This window comes from Campylobacter sputorum (assembly GCF_002220775.1).
GTDB classification, from domain to species: domain Bacteria; phylum Campylobacterota; class Campylobacteria; order Campylobacterales; family Campylobacteraceae; genus Campylobacter_F; species Campylobacter_F bovis.
Window position 1 is genome coordinate 1,301,189 of sequence record NZ_CP019685.1, and the last position, 21,388, is coordinate 1,322,576.

General features: G+C 28.9%; 22 protein-coding genes and 1 pseudogene. 10 read left to right on the plus strand and 13 right to left on the minus strand.

The window, feature by feature from the left end:
- Positions 1-16: 16 nt before the first annotated feature.
- The 6 genes and pseudogenes from CSPB_RS06495 to CSPB_RS06520 all read right to left on the minus strand — a co-directional run bounded on the left by CSPB_RS06495 (position 17) and on the right by CSPB_RS06520 (position 6,799).
- Positions 17-673 carry a response regulator transcription factor gene (locus tag CSPB_RS06495; RefSeq protein WP_089193610.1) on the minus strand — a complete coding sequence of 219 codons (657 nt, stop codon included), beginning with the start codon at positions 671-673 and terminating at the stop codon, positions 17-19.
- 25 nt (positions 674-698) lie between these two features.
- A complete protein-coding gene (locus tag CSPB_RS06500; protein WP_235606480.1) occupies positions 699-1,334 on the minus strand; it encodes a cytochrome c3 family protein in 636 nt (211 codons plus the stop codon).
- Complete coding sequence (locus CSPB_RS06505) at positions 1,313-1,744, minus strand: cytochrome c3 family protein (protein WP_404813395.1); 432 nt, start codon at positions 1,742-1,744, stop codon at positions 1,313-1,315. Before CSPB_RS06505 ends, CSPB_RS06500 begins: the two co-directional genes overlap by 22 nt.
- Before the next feature lie 55 nt (positions 1,745-1,799).
- A pseudogene (locus tag CSPB_RS06510) lies at positions 1,800-3,342 on the minus strand (flavocytochrome c).
- 619 nt (positions 3,343-3,961) lie between these two features.
- Positions 3,962-5,401 (minus strand): pyruvate kinase, encoded by a 1,440-nt coding sequence (gene pyk, locus CSPB_RS06515; protein WP_089193612.1) that lies wholly within the window; start codon positions 5,399-5,401, stop codon positions 3,962-3,964.
- Positions 5,402-5,455: 54 nt separating this feature from the next.
- Positions 5,456-6,799, minus strand: a complete 1,344-nt coding sequence (locus CSPB_RS06520; RefSeq protein WP_089193613.1) for an FAD-dependent oxidoreductase — start codon at positions 6,797-6,799, stop codon at positions 5,456-5,458.
- 427 nt (positions 6,800-7,226) lie between these two features.
- Here CSPB_RS06520 and CSPB_RS06525 point away from each other — a divergent pair, with 427 nt between their 5' ends.
- Positions 7,227-8,657, plus strand: coding sequence for an SLC13 family permease (locus CSPB_RS06525; protein WP_089193936.1), 1,431 nt, complete (start codon positions 7,227-7,229; stop codon positions 8,655-8,657).
- A gap of 186 nt (positions 8,658-8,843) precedes the next feature.
- Here the strand turns inward: CSPB_RS06525 and cydB are convergent, their stop codons facing one another.
- The 3 genes from cydB to CSPB_RS06540 are packed head-to-tail and all read right to left on the minus strand — an operon-like array spanning position 8,844 to position 11,684.
- Complete coding sequence (gene cydB, locus CSPB_RS06530; protein WP_089193614.1) at positions 8,844-9,956, minus strand: cytochrome d ubiquinol oxidase subunit II; 1,113 nt, start codon at positions 9,954-9,956, stop codon at positions 8,844-8,846.
- A gap of 1 nt (position 9,957) precedes the next feature.
- Positions 9,958-11,475 carry a cytochrome ubiquinol oxidase subunit I gene (locus CSPB_RS06535; protein WP_089193615.1) on the minus strand — a complete coding sequence of 506 codons (1,518 nt, stop codon included), beginning with the start codon at positions 11,473-11,475 and terminating at the stop codon, positions 9,958-9,960.
- Positions 11,472-11,684 (minus strand): DUF4492 domain-containing protein, encoded by a 213-nt coding sequence (locus CSPB_RS06540; RefSeq protein WP_089193616.1) that lies wholly within the window; start codon positions 11,682-11,684, stop codon positions 11,472-11,474. The genes CSPB_RS06535 and CSPB_RS06540 overlap by 4 nt, the downstream gene beginning before the upstream one ends.
- Before the next feature lie 95 nt (positions 11,685-11,779).
- On the opposite strand from CSPB_RS06540, the gene ciaB reads away from it, so the two are divergent.
- Positions 11,780-13,576, plus strand: coding sequence for an invasion protein CiaB (gene ciaB / locus CSPB_RS06545; protein WP_089193617.1), 1,797 nt, complete (start codon positions 11,780-11,782; stop codon positions 13,574-13,576).
- On the opposite strand, the gene CSPB_RS06550 is transcribed toward ciaB, so the two are convergent.
- Complete coding sequence (locus CSPB_RS06550; protein WP_033916087.1) at positions 13,571-14,086, minus strand: hypothetical protein; 516 nt, start codon at positions 14,084-14,086, stop codon at positions 13,571-13,573. The two genes, ciaB and CSPB_RS06550, sit on opposite strands and share 6 nt — an antisense overlap.
- Positions 14,087-14,488: 402 nt before the next feature.
- Here CSPB_RS06550 and CSPB_RS06555 point away from each other — a divergent pair, with 402 nt between their 5' ends.
- From CSPB_RS06555 to CSPB_RS06575, 5 genes are all read left to right on the plus strand, one after another.
- Positions 14,489-14,863: a hypothetical protein gene (locus tag CSPB_RS06555; RefSeq protein ID WP_089193618.1), complete on the plus strand. Its 375-nt coding sequence runs from the start codon at positions 14,489-14,491 to the stop codon at positions 14,861-14,863.
- A gap of 31 nt (positions 14,864-14,894) precedes the next feature.
- Positions 14,895-15,188: a hypothetical protein gene (locus CSPB_RS06560; RefSeq protein WP_089193619.1), complete on the plus strand. Its 294-nt coding sequence runs from the start codon at positions 14,895-14,897 to the stop codon at positions 15,186-15,188.
- 85 nt (positions 15,189-15,273) lie between these two features.
- Positions 15,274-16,140, plus strand: a complete 867-nt coding sequence (abiEi, locus tag CSPB_RS08865; protein ID WP_227484167.1) for a type IV toxin-antitoxin system AbiEi family antitoxin — start codon at positions 15,274-15,276, stop codon at positions 16,138-16,140.
- The gene (locus CSPB_RS06570) at positions 16,131-16,823 is read left to right on the plus strand and encodes a nucleotidyl transferase AbiEii/AbiGii toxin family protein (RefSeq protein WP_089193620.1); all 693 of its coding nucleotides are present in this window, start codon (positions 16,131-16,133) and stop codon (positions 16,821-16,823) included. Before abiEi ends, CSPB_RS06570 begins: the two co-directional genes overlap by 10 nt.
- Before the next feature lie 3 nt (positions 16,824-16,826).
- Positions 16,827-17,147 carry a hypothetical protein gene (locus tag CSPB_RS06575; RefSeq protein ID WP_089193621.1) on the plus strand — a complete coding sequence of 107 codons (321 nt, stop codon included), beginning with the start codon at positions 16,827-16,829 and terminating at the stop codon, positions 17,145-17,147.
- Between the two features lie 198 nt (positions 17,148-17,345).
- Here the strand turns inward: CSPB_RS06575 and CSPB_RS06580 are convergent, their stop codons facing one another.
- Positions 17,346-17,660, minus strand: a complete 315-nt coding sequence (locus CSPB_RS06580; protein WP_089193622.1) for a hypothetical protein — start codon at positions 17,658-17,660, stop codon at positions 17,346-17,348.
- 82 nt (positions 17,661-17,742) lie between these two features.
- Between CSPB_RS06580 and CSPB_RS06585 the strand changes: the two genes are divergently transcribed.
- The 3 genes from CSPB_RS06585 to CSPB_RS06595 are packed head-to-tail and all read left to right on the plus strand — an operon-like array spanning position 17,743 to position 19,431.
- Positions 17,743-18,513 (plus strand): threonine/serine exporter family protein, encoded by a 771-nt coding sequence (locus CSPB_RS06585; RefSeq protein ID WP_089193623.1) that lies wholly within the window; start codon positions 17,743-17,745, stop codon positions 18,511-18,513.
- A complete protein-coding gene (locus CSPB_RS06590) occupies positions 18,510-19,031 on the plus strand; it encodes a threonine/serine exporter family protein (protein ID WP_089193624.1) in 522 nt (173 codons plus the stop codon). Before CSPB_RS06585 ends, CSPB_RS06590 begins: the two co-directional genes overlap by 4 nt.
- A gap of 1 nt (position 19,032) precedes the next feature.
- Positions 19,033-19,431 carry a YbgC/FadM family acyl-CoA thioesterase gene (locus tag CSPB_RS06595; protein ID WP_033916079.1) on the plus strand — a complete coding sequence of 133 codons (399 nt, stop codon included), beginning with the start codon at positions 19,033-19,035 and terminating at the stop codon, positions 19,429-19,431.
- Between the two features lie 2 nt (positions 19,432-19,433).
- Here CSPB_RS06595 and CSPB_RS06600 read toward each other — a convergent pair whose 3' ends face one another.
- Positions 19,434-20,669 carry a hypothetical protein gene (locus CSPB_RS06600; protein WP_089193625.1) on the minus strand — a complete coding sequence of 412 codons (1,236 nt, stop codon included), beginning with the start codon at positions 20,667-20,669 and terminating at the stop codon, positions 19,434-19,436.
- Complete coding sequence (locus CSPB_RS06605) at positions 20,666-21,310, minus strand: uracil-DNA glycosylase (protein WP_052137625.1); 645 nt, start codon at positions 21,308-21,310, stop codon at positions 20,666-20,668. Before CSPB_RS06605 ends, CSPB_RS06600 begins: the two co-directional genes overlap by 4 nt.
- Between the last annotated feature and the right edge of the window lie 78 nt (positions 21,311-21,388).

A 21,388-nucleotide genomic window follows, 5' to 3' on the forward strand; every position in this document is an offset into this window, starting at 1 on the left:
TAATATAAAAAGAGTATTATGGAATTTTATATCCAATTCCCTTAAAATTTTTTATTTCAAAGGGAATTTTTGATCTTAATTGTCTTACAAGAGAGCGAAAAGCTTCATCTCTAGGAATTTCATTACCCCAAACAAAAATTTCTATTTGTCTCATAGTAACAACTTTTCTACGATGTCTAAGTAAAATTTCTAAAAGCTTAGACTCTTTTCTTCCAAGATAAATTTCATTCTTTCCAACAAAAAGACATGATAAATCAACATTAAAATAAACACCTTTTTTTATATGATAAACAAGAGATTTATTATATTTACAATGAGTTAAAATTTTAAAAAGAATTTGTGCAGAATCTGAAATTATTTCATTTGTTTTTAAAATAAAATCATCGCACCCAATATAATAAAGTTCTTTTATCAAATTAGCACTTATCTGATTTAAAATTACTATAACAGGCGCTTGAATTGAGCTTTCTTTTAAAGATTTTACAAACTCAATCCCACTTTTATAATCATTATAAATATTTAGCACAAAAGCATCATAGCGAATTTTGTGATCTAAAATTATAGGTATATCGAAAAATGCCTCAAAAGAGTAAAATGAAATTTTAAATTGTTTTGAAATAGAACTTAAAATTTCTGTCATCTTATGGTCTATTCTCATCAAACAAACTTTCATTTTATACTCCTTTGTCTAATCTACATTATTTTTGCTCACTTAATTCTTTTACAATTTTATCTTTTTCTTCAAGCATTTTTGGTTTATCTTTATAAATTTCATATTCAGGTTCTTTGGCATAGTAATTTAACACGCTTCTTAAATTACTATGTCCAACCTCCAAATGGCAACTAGCACAACCAATTTTTTTGTCTGTATTTAACAAACTCGTATAATGCTCGTGCATTTGCTTACCTTTTGGGCTAATTTCAGGCAAGTTTTGAAAATTTGCGTGGCACTTCAAACATCCATCATCAAACACAAACCTTAATCTATTTTTTCTATTTTCTAACCAATTTATTTGATCAACATCTTTAAAGAAATGTATGTATCCTTCAACTACTCCATTTTTAGCCTTTGTAAAAATGTAGTTAAAAATATTATTATGTGGCATATGACAGTCTACACACTGAGCTTTTATGCCCATTTTTCCAGCACCACCATGAACATCGTTATGATAAGAAGCAAGCATTGGTGCCATTTCATGGCAAACTATGCAAAATTTCTCCCCACTAGTTCTTGTAACGCCCTCATACATAGCGTAACAAACAACAACTCCGATTAAAAAACCAATGCAAATAAATGATAAAATTTTCTTTTTCATGGTGTAGGCCTCATCCATTGTTTAACTTCAGCCTCGTGACACTCATCACACATATTTATAGATTTTGAATGCTCCATATGACATTCATCACAATACAAATTTGGTCCATCATGAACCGAATTATGCGGATTTGCTTTCAAAGTATCCATAAATCCTGTTCTTTTAGCCATATGCTCTTTGCTTTTATGACACGATAAACAGTCCTCATCTCCTGGGTTTTTAAATTTAGCAGGATTATCTCCTTGATTTGTATGGCAGTGGATACAATCAAAATAAAGCTTTGCGTGATGTGGTTTGATTTTGTGTTTTGCTCTAAGCTCATCACTAATTTCTAAAATAGAAACAATCGCACTTTTAGATGAATTTTCTTCGCCAAGTAGTGTATTTGAAATACAGGCAAAAAATAAAAAACTAAACAAAAGTCGCATATATTTCATTGTTTTTCCTTAGAAAAGTTGCCCAAAAATTTGGGCAACTTAAAAGTTAGATATTTTCTCCAGCTATCATTCCAAAAGTTAAACAATCAGTGATTGCCACGCTTCCAAGTCTGCTAGCTCCGTGTGTTCCACCTGTAACCTCACCTGCTGCATAAAGCCCAGGTATTGGTTTTTTTGTATTAATAGAAATAACTTGTGCTTTTGTGTTTATCTTAATTCCGCCCATTGTATGATGAAGTTTTGGAACGCCGCGCTCAGCATAAAATGGTGGTTTTGAAATATCAATTCCGCCTGTTGTTTCAACTGGTTTGCCAAATTCATCTTTTCCAGATTTAACTCCGTCGTTGTATTTTTTAACACTTTCTTTTAAAGCAGAGGCTGGAATTTTGTAAGCTTGTGAAACCTCATCAAGTGTGTTGTATTTTTTCATAACGCCACTATCTAAGCCTTTTTGGATTACATTTTTAATTTCTGGACCAAATGTATTTTCAGTTCCTATCGCAACTGGGTTGGCCTTAGGATCTTTTCTTAGTATTACAAATTCAGCGTCAGCTCTTGTTTTTCTATCAGCAAGCTCATTCATAAAACGCTTTCCTGTTTTTACATCAACAGCTATTCCATATTTAAATAAACCTTGTTGAGTTAAAATCGGAGCCACTCCAAAACCTCTCTCATCTGGACTAGCCCATGGACCAAATTGAATCCAATCTACATGAACCGGACAAGCTCCGATTTCAAATGCTTTAGCCATAGCACCAGCAGTTGCTCCTGGGTGATTTGTAGAATCCATATCATCAGGAATTCTTGGATCTTGTAATTTTCTATAAAATTTATCCATACCAAAACCGCCTGATGCTAATACAACACCTTTTTTTTGCACCAAAATATTTAACTTCACCGCTTTTGTTTTCTTTATCGTCATTAAGTAATTTTGAATCAAATCTATAATTAACTCTAGCTTTTATTCCTACAACTCTACCAGTTTCGTCAAGCACAAACTCATCAAATTTTGTTCTTTTGTAAAGTTTGCATTTTTCATTTTCTTCAACATATTTTGACATAGGGATGATTATTCCTGAGCCGCTATTATTTTCAGTAACAATTGTTCTAGGGACTGAGTGACCGCCAAACCATGATAGTTCGTGCTGGAATTTTGTACCGCATTTTTCTGCAAAAGATACAGAATCAGCAGCTCTATCTACTATTGTTTCAAGCAGTTCAACATGATTAATGCCAAGTCCCGCTTTTAAGCAATCTTTGATAAAAATTTCTTTTGAATCTTTAATATTTCTTTCTTTTTGAATAGGATTGTTTGGAACTGCCATTCCACCACCATTTATGGTTGAATTTCCACCAACTCTACCCATTTTCTCAATCACAAGAACACTTAAACCTTTTTCTGCTGCTTTTGCTGCTGCTGCAAGTCCGGCAAAACCTGTTCCTATAACAACAACATCATATTCTTCATCAAATTTAACATCTTTTACATCAATTGGTTTAGCCATTAAATTTGATCCACCAAGCATACTAGCACCTACACCAACACCTGCAAGTTTGATAAACTTTCTTCTTGAATCATTATGGTTCATGAAATATCCTTTATAATTAAGATAAGAATAAATTAAAGATATTTTTATTTAAAACATCTATATTTATTCTTTATATGAAATAATATCATTTTATATGTGAGTTATCAGTGATATTTATCTATAAATTTTTAAATTTTATAATAAATATAAATTTTTAAGCTTATATTTATTATAAAATCTTTCGCGAGATAAAGATATGGTAAAATTTTACTAAAATCATCTTTGCAAATAAAGATTTTATGAGTGTAAAAAATTCGTAATAAAATGATACTTATTTAGAAACATTTTGTAAAAACCAAAATTCTACGCCTAAATATGCGGTGATTGCTTGTTCTTATTTATCACTAAAGAAATTATATTATTAGTATGATTTAATCATAATCCGCCTTGAAAAGATGACAAGCAAAAAGCTAGATTTAAGAAGCTTTTAAATATTGCGCCTAAAGCTATGAACAAATTTAAAGATGGTAAAAACTTAAAATACATGGTTATACTTAACTACAATTTGTAAAGTGGCGTTAAATTTATATACAATTTTATACTATTAATAAGCCTAAAATCAAAATGTTTTTTAGGCTTATTTTAATACATAACAAAAATAAATTATAATTTTATTGAATCATAAATTTTTATAATAATCAATCTGATCTTTTTTAATGATACGAATATAGTTTGTGCTACCTTCTATTCCTGTTTGAAAACCTGCTGTCATAACATAAACACTATCATCTTTTATAAAATGTTCTTTTACTCCATCTTTTATAATGTTTGCAATAAGATCATCAACCCTAATTTTATCTTTTACCATTATAGGTTCAACACCCCAAACCATGCATAAAGAATGTGCAGTTTGCTCATCATGAGCTATTGCTAATATATCCATCTTTGGTCTATTTCTTGACATTTTTATAGCTGATTTTCCAGATCCAGTTATAGAAAGTATACCATTTGCTCCTATATTTGTAGCAAGCTTAGATGCACTTGATGCTATCATATCTGTTTCATCAAAAAAACTAAATTTATCAAATTTATTATAAGGATAAAGCTTTTCTGTTTCTTTTATCGTATTCGCCATTGCTTTTACAACAAGAGGCGGATGTTTTCCAATAGCACTCTCTTCACTGAGCATAACAGCATCGGTTCCATCTAAAACAGCATTTGCAACATCGCTTATTTCAGCTCTTGTTGCTCTGTCATGTTCTGTCATAGAAAGCATCATTTGAGTTGCTGTGATAACTGGTTTATTCATATTATTTGCTTTTGCTATGAGCATTTTTTGTATATTTGGAACTTCATAAAACGGAACTTCTATGCCAAGATCGCCTCTTGCTACCATTATACCATCACAAATTTCTAAAATTTCATCAATATTTTCAACCGCATCAAATTTCTCTATTTTAGCATATAGCTTTGCTGTAGAATTAAACTCAGATAATATCTTTCTAGCTTTTATAACATCATTAGCATTTTGCACAAATGATATAGCTACAAAATTTACGCCATTTTTAGCTCCCCACTCCATGTCTAATCTGTCTTTTTGTGTTATTATATCTACATTTATCCTTGTATTTGGGAAATTTACACCTTTATTAGATGTGATAACACCATCGTTTTCTATTATGGTTTCAACATATTCACCAACCTTGATAACTTTTGCTCTAACAGCACCATCATAAAGATAAATATATTCACCAAGTTTTAACATATCTAAAATTTCGGGATGATTTATACATGTCTCATAACGATTTTCCATTATCTGTTTTCCAAGAATTTCTTCTTTTTTAAAAACTATATGATCGCCTATTTTTAATGTAAAAGTATTTTCTAGTTTTCCTATGCGTATCTTTGGACCGCTAATATCTTGAAGAACACCTATTCTAATGCCTAATTCTTTTTCAACTTCCCTTACAATATCTAAATTTTTTTTATGATACTCATGAGTTCCGTGAGAAAAATTTAACCTAAATACATTAACTCCATTTTTTACCATTTCTAATATCGTTTGTTTATTATCACTAGCTGGTCCGAGAGTTGCCACAATTTTTGTTTTTTTTACCATAAATTTCCTTTTTTTAAATTATACAAATTTAAAGAAACATTTTAGATATAATTTTTACCCTAACTCTGTTTCAAATTTACTCTCATCAAAAGTTCTATTTAAAAACTCGCACACTTTTTTGGTATCTTTTACTCCATTTCCAAGACAACTTGTAGCCCCTGGACTTGGTGTCATATTAAAAATAATACCTCTTTTTGTATCAATAGAAGCTTCTCCAAACATAAGAGTTTTGTTTTTCTTGTCAACTACTTGTGGTCTAATACCGCCAAAACCTTTTGCATAGTAAATATCATCTTCTCTCAAGCTAGGAACAATCTTTCTAGCATCTTTTACAAAAAGTTTTTTTCCTAAAATAGGCACCTCAAAAGCTATATTTCTAAATAAATAATTTCTAATATCACTATCTTTTAACAAATCCCAAAAAACACTCATGGTATCCATACCAAAATTTAAAGAAGATACAGCCTCTAAAATACTTTTTGATCCATGAAATCTTTCAAGTTTTGGCATAGGTAAAGCAGTTGGTCCAAAACGGGTGCAACCATCTGCTAAAATATCAGGATCACCATGAAGTGCAGCAAAAGGAAGTTTTGGATTTTGCATCATATAAACTTTACCATTTAAAAGTTTTTTCTTTGTTAAATAATAACTTCCTGCCATAGGAAGAGTCCCCATATCCGTTCCATAGCCCATTTTATGAGCCAAATATAAAGAATGAGCACCAGCATTTACAACCACAAAATCAGCACTTATTGAAAGATTATTAATAGTATTTATATAAAACTTATCGCCAACTTGATTTATTCTTTTTACTTCGGAATTTAGATAGACATCTACTTGTTTTGAGTTCTCTTTTTTAGCATTGTCTATAAATGAATTTGACATGGCACCATAATCAACAGTTGTATAAGCACCATCAAGAGTTCCTATACCAGCAATATTGTCTTTTCTAACATTGCTATTTTCATCAAATACAACTCTTGGTTCTATTTGTTTTAACTTATCTTTATCATAAAATTCTAAATAAGGATATATTTTTTTAAGCTCACCATATCTTTGTTTTATGGTCTCAACTTCTTCTTCTCCAACACCCATAGCAAATTTTTGATGTTTAAACATAAATTTTTCATTATAACCGTATTGAAGTCCATATTTTACTATCATATCTGCAATTTTTTTAATTTTTCTAGCTTTTTCGTAAGTATAGTTTGTCTCAATATCTCCAGAATGTATAGTCTGGGAGTTGCCAGTTCCTTTTGAATTTAAAGTAGAAACTCCTTCATATTTTTCTACCAAAGCAATACTTTTTATATTTGTATATCTTGAAAGCAAGTATACTAAGGCAGAGCCAGAAATTCCACCACCAACTACAACAACTTCATAATGCATCTCTTTCATTATATTCATCTCCAATATTTATTTTATGTATTTTGCTATATTTTTGTTTAAAATACTGTATATTTTTTAAACTAATAGTAGTTTATAACTTTACCACAGTATCATTTTTAATAACATAATGAGTAATTGTATCCCAAAAGGGCTAAAAAAATAAAAAATTACTATATATTTTGATATTTTTAAATAAAATAGCACATTTTGTAACATATATTTTTATAAATTTATTTTATAAATTTAAAGATATTTTTTAAATATTACTTAATTTTATACAAATTTAAATCAATAAAGTTACCTATGGTTACAATTTTATTATTTTTAGATAAAATTATTTATCTTTTACATTAAAAAATCCATTTTTATACATCTATTAAGATATAATTGTGCTACTAAAGTTAATTTTTAAGGAGATAAAATGGCGGATGTAAAGATGGAGGAATTCCAAACAAATGAAGAAGAGCTAGAACAAGCAACTAGCTTTTGGCATCAAAACAAAAAGTCATGGATTATTATAGCAATTGCAGCTATTGTATCTATGATACTTTTTTATGTTATGCCTTATGATGTTAATGCAAAAAAAGGCTTATGTTTGCTTGTATTCATAGCAGTGCTATGGCTTAGTGAAGCTGTACATATAACCATAACAGCACTTATGGTGCCTGTATTAACCATAATCCTTGGTATACAAAATGTTGCTAAAGATGGAACACTAAGTGATTTATCCATAAAAACAATTTTAACAAATTTTGCAGATCCAACTATATTTCTTTTCTTTGGCGGTTTTGCCTTAGCAACTGCTCTTCATATACAAAAAATTGATAAAAAAATAGCTTCTAAAATCATTTCTATGTCAGGCTCAAATTTAGGCTATGCAGTTATTGCGATATGCGTTGCCACGGCAGGACTTTCTATGTGGATATCAAATACAGCAACTGCTGCTATGATGCTACCTTTAGCAATTGGAATTTTATCAAATTTAGATGAAGAGAAAGATAGAAATACATTTACATTTGTACTTTTAGCCATAGCATTTTCAGCAAGTATTGGCGGACTTGGAACTATCGTTGGTTCACCTCCAAATGCCATAGTTTCATCAGCTCTTGGATATAGCTTTACAGATTGGATGAAGATAGGAATACCTTTGATGTTAATCATATTTCCAACAATGCTTATAGTTTTATATGTTGTATTTAAACCAAATTTAAATAAAACAATACAAGTTGATAAAATTAATCACATTCCTTGGACACAAAAAAGAATTTTAACTTTAGTGGTGTTTGGACTAACTGCATTTTTTTGGATTTTTTCAAAAAATTTAAGCACACTTTTGGGAATGAAAATCACAGATGCCTTAGTTGCATTAGTTGCAGCTAGTGCCATCGGAGTGCTTGGTCTTGCAAAATGGAAAGAAATAGCCCATGGAACAGACTGGGGTATTTTAATGCTTTTTGGTGGTGGACTTGCATTAAGTATGGTGCTTAAAAATTCAGGTGCATCAGCAGTCCTTGGCTTAGAAGTATCTAAACTGTTTGGAACAGTGCCACTTTTTGTAGTTATATTAGTCACTGCTATATTTATACTTGTGCTTACTGAATTTACAAGCAATACTGCCTCAGCTGCACTTTTAGTGCCTATATTTGCAACCATAGCAACAGAGCTTGGTTTGCCAAAAGAATCTCTTGTTGTAGTTATAGGAGTTGGTGCAAGTTGTGCGTTTATGCTTCCAGTTGCAACACCACCAAATGCCATTGTTTTTGGAACAGGTTATATATCGCAAAAGCAGATGTTAAAAGCTGGTGGAGTTTTAAATATCTTTTGTATAGCGATTATAACACTATACACATACTTTTTCTTAACTTAAAAAAACAAATCTCAACCTAAAATGGTTGAGATTTTCATATCATGGATTAAAAAATAATTATTTATTTTCGTCTTCTTTTAGTCTTCTTTGTGTTTCTTTTATATTTAGTTTTACAAATTTATAACTTAAAAATATAAAAATAAACCAAATTGCCAGCATTATTATAGATTTTGCCATTTTGTTTCCTTAGTAAATATGCTCATCATTTTGTATCTCTTTGCTAGTTAGTTTAACTTTATCCATAGCTTTCCAAACATAGATAATATAAGCTAAAACAAAAGGTATAAAAACCGAAATAACACTCATTACTCTAAGCGTATAAATACTAGAACTTGAATTATATACGCTTAATGAACTTTGCAAGTGTGTATAAGATGGATAAAACAAATTTCCACTTAATCCTAAACTAAAAAACAAAGAAGTTACCGTCATAACAATACCTAGTCCATAGAAAAATATTCCTTTGTTACTTTTTGTAAAAAGTGCTTTATATATCCCATACAAAACTAGTATCAAACCCAAAACAAATGTTATTAAAAGTATCTTGGTATTTATAAAATTTAAAATATATTGATATTTTTTCATTATAACAATACCATTTTCACCCATCATAAAACCATCTTTTGTAAAAATCCAAAGCAAAAATAGAATAAAAAATAGTAAAAATATTATAAAATTTACTTTTAGTGATTTTCTAAATTTAGCATTTAAATACTCATCGTCTATATTATTCATAAGATATAAATTTCCACCAACCCTAGATGAAAAAACAAGCGCAATTCCTAAAATATAGTTAAATGGGTTTTTAAATATCTCAAGTCCGCGGAGTGAATTTTGCCAAACAACGAAATTTGTATCGTTTAGTTTAAATTCGTTCCCGCTAAAAAATGTGCTAAATATCAAACCTATCAAAAACACACCAACACTTCCATTTATTAAAAGAAAAATTTCATAAGTTTTTTGACCAAAAAAATTATCAGGTTTTTTCCTATACTCATATGCAACAGCTTGGATTATAAAACAAAAAAGTATAGCCATCAAAATCCAATATGCACCACCAAAACTAGTTGCATAAAATAGAGGAAAAGCAGCAAAACAAGCTCCTCCAAACATTACAAGAGTTGTAAATGTAAGTTCCCATTTCTTGCCAATTGAATTAACAATCATATCTTTGTGAAGTTCATTTTCACTCACACAAAAAATCAAAGTTTGACCACCTTGAACAAACATCATAAATACAAAAATTCCAGCAAGCAAACTAACTATAAACCACCAATAAAGTTGATATGCTTCATACATCTTAAAATCCTATCTTTATCTGTTTTAACATAATTTTTATTTCTGCTATGAAAAGTGCTGTAAAAAGAACTGCAAATAGCCAAAATGATATCATTATATTCGTAGATGCTAAATTTGTAGCAGCTATGCCAACTGGCATTAAATCCTGTATAGCCCAAGGTTGTCTTCCGACCTCAGCAACTATCCAACCAGCCTCACAAGCAATATAACCGAGAGGAATGCTAAATACACAAATCCAAAGAATTTTCCTAAATTTCTCAATCTCATTTGCCATAGATAAATACAAAGTTGCAAAAAATAATAGTATGAAAAAGCTACCAAGTGCTACCATTATATGAAAACTATAAAAAGTAAGTGCTATTGGCGGAACTATATCTTTTGGATTATCAAAATATCCATATCCGAAATTTTTCATATTCTTATCAAGTAAATCTTTATTTTTAAGCATTAAATCGCTATTGTTATTATCTTTTGCTTTTTTATAATCACTTAGTGCTTTTATAGCAATTTTGCCACTATCTATTCTTTCTTTGGCAGAAACTATACCAAATTTCTCATTTCCATAAACCATATCTTCAATACCAGGAGTAAAGTTATTTATCCCTCTTGTTGCCATAAGTCCAAGAAGATATGGTGCTTGTATCTCAAGTAAAAATGGATTTTTATCATCTCCTATTTGCTTATTTGGATTTAAAATACCCATAGCCACAATTCCAGCATTAACCTCTCCTTTATAAAGTCCTTCCATCGCCGCAAGTTTCATTGGTTGTTTTTGTGCAACCTGATAAGCACTTTCATCGCCACTAAAAAGCACAAAAAGAGAACTTAAAAATCCAAAACTAGCAGCAACTATAAAACTTTTTTTTGCCATTATAAAATGCTTGTTTTTTAGCATAAAATACGCACTAATACCTAGCACAAAAAGTGCTGAAGTGATATATCCGCCGCCAACAGTGTGTAAAAATTTAGATATACCTGTTGGAGATAAAGCAATTTGTAAAAAATTTATCATTTCATTTCTTGCCATATCTGGATTAAACATCGTCCCAACTGGATTTTGCATCCATCCATTTGCAACAAGTATCCAAAAAGCACTCAAATTTGAACCTATTGCAACCATCCAAGTTGATAAAAGATGAAATTTTTTACTAACTTTTTCCCATCCAAAAAACATAACTGCAAAAAATGTAGCTTCTAAAAAAAATGCAAAAATCCCCTCAGCAGCAAGAGGAGCACCAAATATATCTCCAACAAACCAAGAGTAATTCGCCCAATTTGTTCCAAACTCAAATTCCATTATTATACCAGTTGCGACACCAATAGCAAAATTTACAGCAAAAAGTCTTAGCCAAAATTTAGTTATTTTTCTCCACTCTTCATTGCCAGTTTTAACATAAATTGTTTCCATAAAAGCTATGATAAAAGAAAGTCCAAGAGTTAATGGAACAAACAAAAAATGATAAAGTGCTGTCAAGGCAAACTGGGCTCTTGAGTAATCAACAGAACTCAAATCGATCATTTTATTTCCTTTGTGATATTTTCATAAATAAAATTTATTTTATCTTCTTTGTTATGAAATTTCGTATTTATCGTATTAGAAAAAAAGAAGATTTTTAAAATAAAAACTATAACAAAAAGTTTTATAAGTATAACAAGCCAAAGCGTTTTGCCTAGTCTCATACTTTTAAATCCATCTAAATAGAACTTGATAATTTTTTGTATTAGCATGTGATATTTTACTTCAATTATCTTTATCCATGGTTAAATTTGCGAAAATTTATTAAATTTTGAACTATATAATCACAATTTTTAAAGGATAAAACATGAATAATTATAAAGAATTACTAAATTTAGTAAATGAAAACAACAAAAAATTAAATGGTTTATATGATGATTTAGATAGTGATATCATAAAAAAAGCTCTTGAAATTTGTAAATTTAGTGGTGAAAAATCTCAAAAAATTGCTATATTAAGACGCATAGTTGATCTAAAACCAGATCCGCTTTTAATAGAACTAAAAAAAGTCCATAAAGACAATCAAAGAGTTTTAAAATATCGAGATGAAATGTATGAATTTACTGCACAAATTCATACTAATTTGCACGAAGAGTTAATTGAGAAAATTAATAAAGCAAATATACTAGATGATTTTAATTTAAATTTACTGAAAAGTGTTCATAATATCGGCATAATATTTAATGAAATGCAAAAAAAATGGCAAGAAATCGTAGTAGATAAAAATAGCGAATTGTTTTCCAAAATTCAAAATCCTTACGAATTTATAAAAGAAAATGAACTTTATCAAATTTCAAATGATGGCTTAGCTTGTGATAGAAGCTATGGTGTTGCTTTATTTAAAAACGAGAATGTAAAATTTGTGCCATATTCTATATTTTTTGGTGAGTTTAATCTAGAAGAAGCTTTTGACGAGATTATACACAATCTAAACAAATCTAGCAAAACCCCAGAGCATGCAAGTTATGTAAAATATTTTGAAAAATTAAAAGAAGCATTTTTACAAACAGACAATGACAAAGTTATATCATCATGGCAAGAAGCAGAGATTGCTTGGATGGATGTAAAAGGTGATTTGCAAGTTGGACATCCGCTTGAATACTACGAAGATGCTTATACTCATGCAGTTGCTCTAGAATGGGATATAAGATTAAAAGAAAGTTCATCTTTTGAAGAAAATAAATTTAAAAAAGAAATTCTAGAAAGTTTTGATAAAGTTTATAAAAATATAAACGCACAAAATCCAAAAATGTATCAAAATGTAGTTTCAAATATAGATAAAACACAACTTTACATCTCAACTCCGATGATTTATTACGGAGCTGAAATGAACGGACTTTTTAGTGCTCAAGTTGTTCCAAATGATGAGTTTGTTAGCAATAAATGTGGTAAAAAAATATTTGCTTTTGTAAATTTTGTATATGAAAGTTCAAAAGCAAAACCATTTATGAAACTAAGCTCAATAATATTTGAAAAAAAATTTTTAGATTATGGAAGAGAAATTTTATTTAAAAAGCCTGAAATTTGGCGAAAAGTTTATGAAGTAAGTACGATAGGACACGAATTTGGGCATATATTTTTCATAGATAATGACACAGAAAATTCTATGAATAAAAAAGGTCTTTTTAAACTTATCGAAGAGTATAAAGCAACAACTGGCGGACTAGTAAATTTCTTTTTTCACGAAAAAGACGAATTAAAAATGCCAGTATTTAATGAACTTATAAGAAGAAGTGTTGGTCTAATAGCATGGCAAAAAGTCGATGAAGTTAAGCCTTATTACTGCGAAGGTTTAATTCATCTAAGTTTACTTTTTGAAAGTAAGACATTAAGCTTTGAAAATAATAAACTTGTAGTTGATTTCAGCAATAGCTCTTATGAAAAATTTAAAAGCTTATGTTTGCAAAACTATACAACTTTAGCTAAAACCTACTATGAAAAAATTGATGCAAGCGAGTTTTTAAATAAATTTTGCATATTAGAAAATGGGGTATATCTACCGATAAATAAAAATGCAAAGGAATTTGTTATTTATTATGCTAAACTTTACGATGAGATTGGCAACGAAGTTGATGAAAACTCATCAAAGCAAGAGTGGTTATAACTCTATATTTTCTAAATTTATATGTAAATTTGAAGATATATTTTTAATTTCTTTAAGTGTTTCATCATTTTTTGGTAGCACTATGTAAAGAGAGTTTTTAAAACCAAGAAAGTAATTATTTTTACTTTCTTCTATGGTTTTTAAGTGTTTTGTTTCAAATTTTTCATTAGGTTTTGGCTCACCCACACTAAAAGATATGAAATTTTCATCTGCTTTAAAATTCATAATAGTATCAGCAAATTTAGTCTCTTTTGCATTTTTAATGTGTCCATCTTGCATTTTTTTATACAATTTTGGATAAACAATCATCCATAAAATTGCAAAAATTACTGATATTATCGATACAATTGGAGCAACTTTAAATATACCATCTATAAAAATTCCAACCAAAATAAACTCAAATGGTATCGCATAATAGCTTATCAAACGCTGTTTTTTTGCTGTTTTACTCTTTGTTAGCATAAAAATTTTCAAATTTATTATATCGTTTTGTGTAAGTATAATTTTCAATGTTTTGCCTTTATAAATTTTTGTTTATTGTATCAAAAAAGATTTTGCAATATATTTAAATGACATAAGGCATGCAAAAATATTATTAAATATAAACTAAATAACTAAATATAATTTTATTACTTATTAATTTTTATATAAGTTAATAGTATATTTTTTTCAAATATTATAATACAAAAATAGATTAATATAAAATATTTTCATAGTATTAACAATAGCTTAATGCTAACAATGCCATACTCTGATACAAAATTCTAATCTAGATGTAGAAAATGAGGATTATTTCATTTATAGCCAATCTTGAGCGATGATAGTTATAATACAGGTGCTCGAATGTATAGAATTATAAAAATAGCACAATTTATAAAACAAAAATATGCCTCAATTTTGCTATTTTGACAGATGAAGAAGCTTTGTGTAGCAGCTTATATAAACTCTCAAAACGCTATATTAAAGAAGGTAGAGGGTCAAGGTAGCATAGAAGATACATTTAGAAGTGAGGAGAGACCAGCTATAGAACATAGCGAGGTATCAAATATGAATGAGGGTGAAATGATAGTTTTTGGCAATGGCAAAATGCACCGAGCCGTAGCTCAAACGGAAAGCACACTATTTGAATATGGTAAACCTACCACATATTGTGGAAAGACGGCTGATAAAATTCCACTAATGCAATATATTGGCAAAGATGAGTTTTTTAGTTTGGTTAATCCAATAGTCAAGCGACAGCAAGACAAGCTAAATTTATACTCATATTTAGATAACAAGAATGCATAATATTTATTACAATAACATAAAAGGATAAAAAGTGAAGAAAATAGTTATTCTAGGTAGTTTAGGAGCAATAAGTATTTTATCAGCTTGTTTGTGTGCCACTGATATAACAAATGCATTTAATAATCTTACAAATAAAATCACAACTTCAGTGGATAGCCAAACAAATATTATAAAAACAAATTTGATACCGCAAGTTAGTGAAAATATAACTTTATTGGAAGAAGAAAATAAGCTTATCAAGACTTTAATCAATCAAGAAAAAGACATCTTGTTAAAAGATAAAGAGATGATTTTTGAGCTAAAAAAGAAAAATAAATTATTATAATATAATATTTATAACGATATTTTAAGCAAATTTTGCCTATAATTACAATAAAAATTAATAAAAATATTTATTTTTAGGGTAGTAAATGACAATCAAAGAGATGATTAATGTTTTAGATAGGCTTGATAGAGAGTTTAAAATGCCTTTTATCAGCATTAATCAATTAAGTTTATTTTTTCCAAACGAAGATAAAAAAACCCTTAGAGTATCTTTGGCTAGGCAAGTAAAAAGTGGAATTATTGTGCGTATTTGTAGAGGACTTTATTGTAATCCTAGAAGTAAAAATATGCCAAACAATATGCTAGAGGGTATAGCTTGTTTGATTAGAGATAGAAATGAATTTTACTTGAGCTTAGAAAGCGTCTTAAGCGACAATGGTATTATTTCACAAATTCCAAACAGGCTAACATTTATCTCAAAAAGCAGAAGTGAAACGTTTCATACGCCTTATGGCATTATTGAATTTTGCAAAGGTAAAATTTCTGATATATTTGAAAATAATGAAATTTACCTAGATAAGTCAAGAGGGATTTATGTAGCAAAACCAAATCGTGCTATAAAAGATGCTTATTTGCATAGACGCTCTGTCGATTTAATCCATGAACAAAAAAAGAAAAATGCTTCTTGCTTTGATGAGTATGATTTACAAATCGCGAATAATATTATTAACACTTGTTATTGGGGCAACACAAACTATACCCCTGAATATATAATGGAAAATATTAATAATAAATTTTTTGCCAAAAAAATTTTTTCAGCTATTTTAGAAAATTCAAAATCTATGGCAAAAGATTTAACAATCATAAATAAAAACTATGTGAAAGAATTTATTAAAGAGTGGCAACATAAATCTATAAATTTTAACAAAGAAAGACTAAGATTAAGAATTGATGCCCTTTTTAACGCTTACATAGATAGCTCGTATCAATTAAGGGATAAGAGATGGAATTAAAACAATATTATGAAAAATTATATCAAGCACAAGATAGGATATTACAGCTACTTGCAAAAAGCTCTTGCTATTTATATCTAACAGGTGGCACAGCACTTCATAGATTTATTTTGCAAGGAACAAGATACTCAGACGACATAGATTTATTTACAGCAAATAGAAGTGTTGCCGGAAAAGACGATATGTCAAATTTCGTCAAATTTTTAAAAAACAATGGCGTTGCTTTTGATGTTTTAACCGATGTGCCAAACTTTAAAAGATTGATAGTTAAAGAAAATAATCTCAAAATAGATATAGTTCACGACACTACAGAGCATATAGGTAATTTTAATAATATCAATGGTGTTTTAGTTGATAATGTGGAAAATATTTTGGCAAATAAGTATGATGCCGTATTATCAAGAGAACAAAGTAGAGATTTGTTTGATATTTATACCATAATAAAGCAATGCGATGTTAATCTTATAAAAAGTATGGAAAATTTAAACAAAAAAAGTGCTAGTGAGCCTGAAATTATATGTGCTAGAATAAAAAGCTTTCCAAAAGAAATGATAGATATTATGGATATAAAAGTAAAAGATAGTAGTTTTTTAAAGGATTTTATAGATAATTACAAAACTATATTTGATGACTTTTTTGATATAAAAAATTTATCAAATAAACCAAAAATCCATAGGCGATAAGCAATGATACAACAAGCAAGAAGTATAAATTCTCAATCTCTATTAAGAGAGCTAGAATATTGTATTTTGCTTTTAGACGACCAAGATAAGGTAGATTATTTTCAAAAACTTTTTGATGAAGTTGTTGAAAAACGCAAAGATGATGAAGCACATTATACAGGTGCAAAGGCAGTTAGGCAAGAGCTTTTAGCTTGTCTTAGGCAGCTAGGAGAGGTAAAAACCGCTAATATTTGGGCTAGAAATTTAATTATTGATTTTGATAGCATTCAAAATTTACGAGAGCACATAGCTGATAAACTGAGTGAAAACAGCAAATTTGGCTGATGAATTAGAACACGAAGTCAAAAAGCGTGAGGTGCAAAATATACAAGTTGATGGGTTGGATTCCCAGATAGAAAAGTAAGAGCTACCGATATGGAATGGTCCTCATGATAAAAATTTAGCAATAAATAGCACAAATACGGATCATTTAACAAAATGAAATAATAATATTTACAAGAAGCTTCTTTGCAAATACAAGTTTTAAGCTTTTACATTTCCTTTTAAAAGCTGTTCAAACAAAGCTAAAATCTGAGCATTTATCTGACCGCATTGCACGTTTAGCTGAGCCACTAGCTCTTTACTTGCTTCATCTTTATTTGAAGATAATTTTGCTATCCTTGCTTGTAAATTTGATAGTTGTTTTTTTAACTTTTCTATTTTATTCCAAATTTCTGCTATAGGATCTTTTGGTTTTACAGATTCTTCGGTTTTTAAACCTTCTTTTATAGAGTTTTGTTTAATTTTATCTGAATTAACAAAAATGTTGTCGTAAAAATGCGTATTTTGTATTTTCATAGCCCTCTCCTTTTTGGAAACTTAAACTTACATCGTCATTACATAAAATTTCTTTAACTAAATTTTTTATATAATTAGCCAAATGAAACAAAATATATTAGAACTTACAAATTTTCTTGCAGATTATGCATCTACAATGATATCAGTTGGTAGTTATAACTCAAGAGTTAGTAGATGTGTAAAAAGAATAGCCGCGTATTACGGATATGACGCATCTATATTTGTTCTTTTAAAGCACATATCTATAAGTGTAACAGATATAGATGATTACGAAAATAGAAGAACTTATGTAAAAGATATAACCCAACATTCTATAAATTTAAGTATGATATCAGAACTTAGTGCATTAAGTTGGTCTATAAAAGATGAAAATCTTACTCTTAATGAAGCTAAAAAAATATATAAAGAAATCTTAAAAACAAAAGGTACTAAGTTTGGGCTTTCTATAATTTTTATAAGTGCGGCATTTGGCGCATTTTGTAAACTTTTTGGCGGGGATTTTTGGAGTATATTTTTTGTAATAATTGGCACAATGGCTGGTGTTAGTATAAGACATTTTTTAAATAAGAAAAATATGGATATAAGAGTAACATACATAATCTGCTCTTTTACATCATCCTTTATTGCCTATTTAGCGACAGATTTTGATCTAAGCAAAACACCTACACCCGCAATTAGCGCTAGCATACTCTATCTTTTTCCTGGTATTGTAATACTAAATTCAATGTTTGATATACTTGATCGAAATGTACTTATAGGTATAAGTAGAGCTGTGAATGCAGCTATTTTAATACTATGTATGAGTGTTGGAATTTACATAACTTTAGGCATTTCAAATTTGGGATTATTATGAGTTTAACTACTTTTATAATAGATGTCATTTTTGCAGCTATTGCGGGTCTTGGTTTTTCTTATGCAAACAATCCACCAAAAAGAATACTTTTATATTGTGCTTTGCTTGGTGGACTTGGATACGCACTAAGACTTACGCTGCTAGAAACCAATATACTAAATTATGCAGGTGCGACGCTAGTTGGTTCAATTAGTATTGGTTTATTTGCTGTATATTTTGCAAAAAAACTAAAAACACCGATAGAAGTTATAGCTTTTCCATCGCTTTTACCAATGATTCCTGGAATTCAAGCATATAAAACAATACTTGCAATATTTATATTTATGCGCTCAAAAGACGAAAATGAAAAAATCCATTATCTTTTAGAAATTTTTGACAACGCATATACAGCAATTTCTATAATCTTCGCGCTAGCTACTGGTATTTCCATAGTTTTGCTTATATTTTATGAAAAATCTTTTGTGATGACAAGAAATGGACATTTTAGAGAAAAATATAAAGATATATTAGGAAGATAAAATGAAAATACGAATATATTATGAAGATACTGATGCTGGCGGCATTGTTTATCATGCAAATTATATAAAATTTTGCGAAAGAGCAAGAAGTGAGTGTTTCTTAAAAGAAAATTTAGCTCCTTTTACAAAAGATGGTTTTTTTGTAGTTAGCCAAATAAATGCAAAATACATATCTCCGGCTAAATTTGGCGATACTATAGAAATAACAACCAAAGTAAAAGAGATCAAAAAAGCAAGTTGCATAATAGAGCATAAAATTTACAAAATAGCATCTATAAAAGAATGTAGTTTAAATGAAATTTTATTTGAAGCACAAATAAAATTAGCTTTTGTAAATAACGGAAAACCTAGCAAAATACCTGAAAATATTTTTAATTTTATATCAACAAAACTGATATAAATTTACTGACTAACACCATTTTGCTCTAAATTTGACTGAGTAGCTAACTCAAAGCCATAAGGCGTTGTTTTATAAATCAAAGTATCATAAACAACTTGGGAATTTACTATATTTTCATTAAATATTTTATTTCCACTAGGATTTATCAAACTATAAATATAATCCATACCAACACTTGTAGAATAAGCAATCCAGTCGTATTTCAAAGCTTGCTTTAAAACGCTATTTATACTTTCTAAATTTTGATCTACCGAAGTTATAGATGTAGCTAAATACATATTTTTTATATCAGAATACTGAGCGAAATTTAAAAGCATAGGATCATAATTTATCTGCGTTGATAAAAGTGCGTAAGTATCTGAGTTATAAATTTTTAACTGAGATGCAAGAAGAGCTGCTTTTACCATAGGAACATTAAAAAATACACTTGAGTTTTTAAGTCTTGAATTGCCAGAAATTTCGCGTTTTAAATCTAAATTTCCACTTTGCATTATAGATCCATATATAACGCCACCGCTTAGATTATTAACATATCCATCTAGCATATTTCCAAGACTACTTCCATCTGAAAAAGTGACAACTTTGGAATTTGAATACATTAAAAGTTTAGAAATTTGTGCTTCATAATCTATGCCACCAAAAATGAAATTAAAATCCATTTCACCTAAGGCTTTTTTGTGTATCGTTGGAACAAAAACAAGAGTATCGTTTTGTATATTTTGAGCTAAATTTCTAACACCATTTGCAGTCATTGGAGCTATGATAAACTTAATATTTTGAGATTTTATAGCATTTGTTGCACTTGATATAGAAGAACTACTCTCATCACCTATCAAAAAAAACTTCACATTTAAATTAGCATTTTGCCTTATTATGTATGATAAAATTGCATTATTTACGATAATTGAATAGCTTTTTATAACCTTTTGTGGAATTATCGCAGCTATGGTTGTTTGATTAAAATCTGTAGGCATATTAAAAGGTTCGTTTGAGATGCTTTTTGTTACATATGTTGCATAAATTTTATTTAACTGAGCATCTTTTGAGCCCTTAAATCTAGATAAAAAGCTAGCAAGCATATTTTCATCTATAAGTTTTTTTAAACATTTGTCATCACAAGGCTCTATTTCTAAATTTATCCACTCTTCACTAACAGGAGGTATAAAAGATTTTATCTCTTCTTTTTTTGCAACTAAAAAAGATACCATAAACATCAAAATTATGACTATTTTTTTCATATAAACTCTTTAATTTTATTTAAATCTACCATAAATTCATCCATCTTGCTTGGATTTGTTATAATCCAATAAGGCGAATATGTAGGCATCAATAAAGTGTTTTTAAATTTAAAAACACTTCCCCTTAAACTATCAAAATTTACACTCTCTCCAAAATCATTTGTTATAAGATTAAAAGCTAAAGAGCCTAAAGTAACTATTATTTTTGGAGCTATTATATCAATTTCTTGCATAATGTATGGACTGCACTTCTGAAAATACTCTATATTTGGCACTTCATCGCCACTTATTTTGCATTTTATGATATTTGAAAAATAAAATTCTTCATCTCCAATTGTTTTTTTTAAACAATCTAAAAAAAATTTTCCGCTTTTCCCACTAAAAAGCTCGCCCCCTAAATCATCCGCAATACTTGGGGAATCTGATACAAAAAAAACTTTGGCATTTTTTGAACCAAAAGAAAAAAGAGCGTTTTTTCTACTTTTACAAAGTGTGCATAAAGAGCAATTTAACACTTGAGATTTTATCTTTGATATACTAGTAGAATTTAAAAAAGAAGTTTTAAAACTTCCATCTTTTAGCATATTTTCATTTATATACTTAAAGCCAAACGCCTTATAATAATACAACTTTCTAAGCATAGCTAATTTTTCCATAAGCTTGATTTTATCAAAATAGCTTTTAATTTTGTATAAAATATATAATTTTAAAAGCCAAAA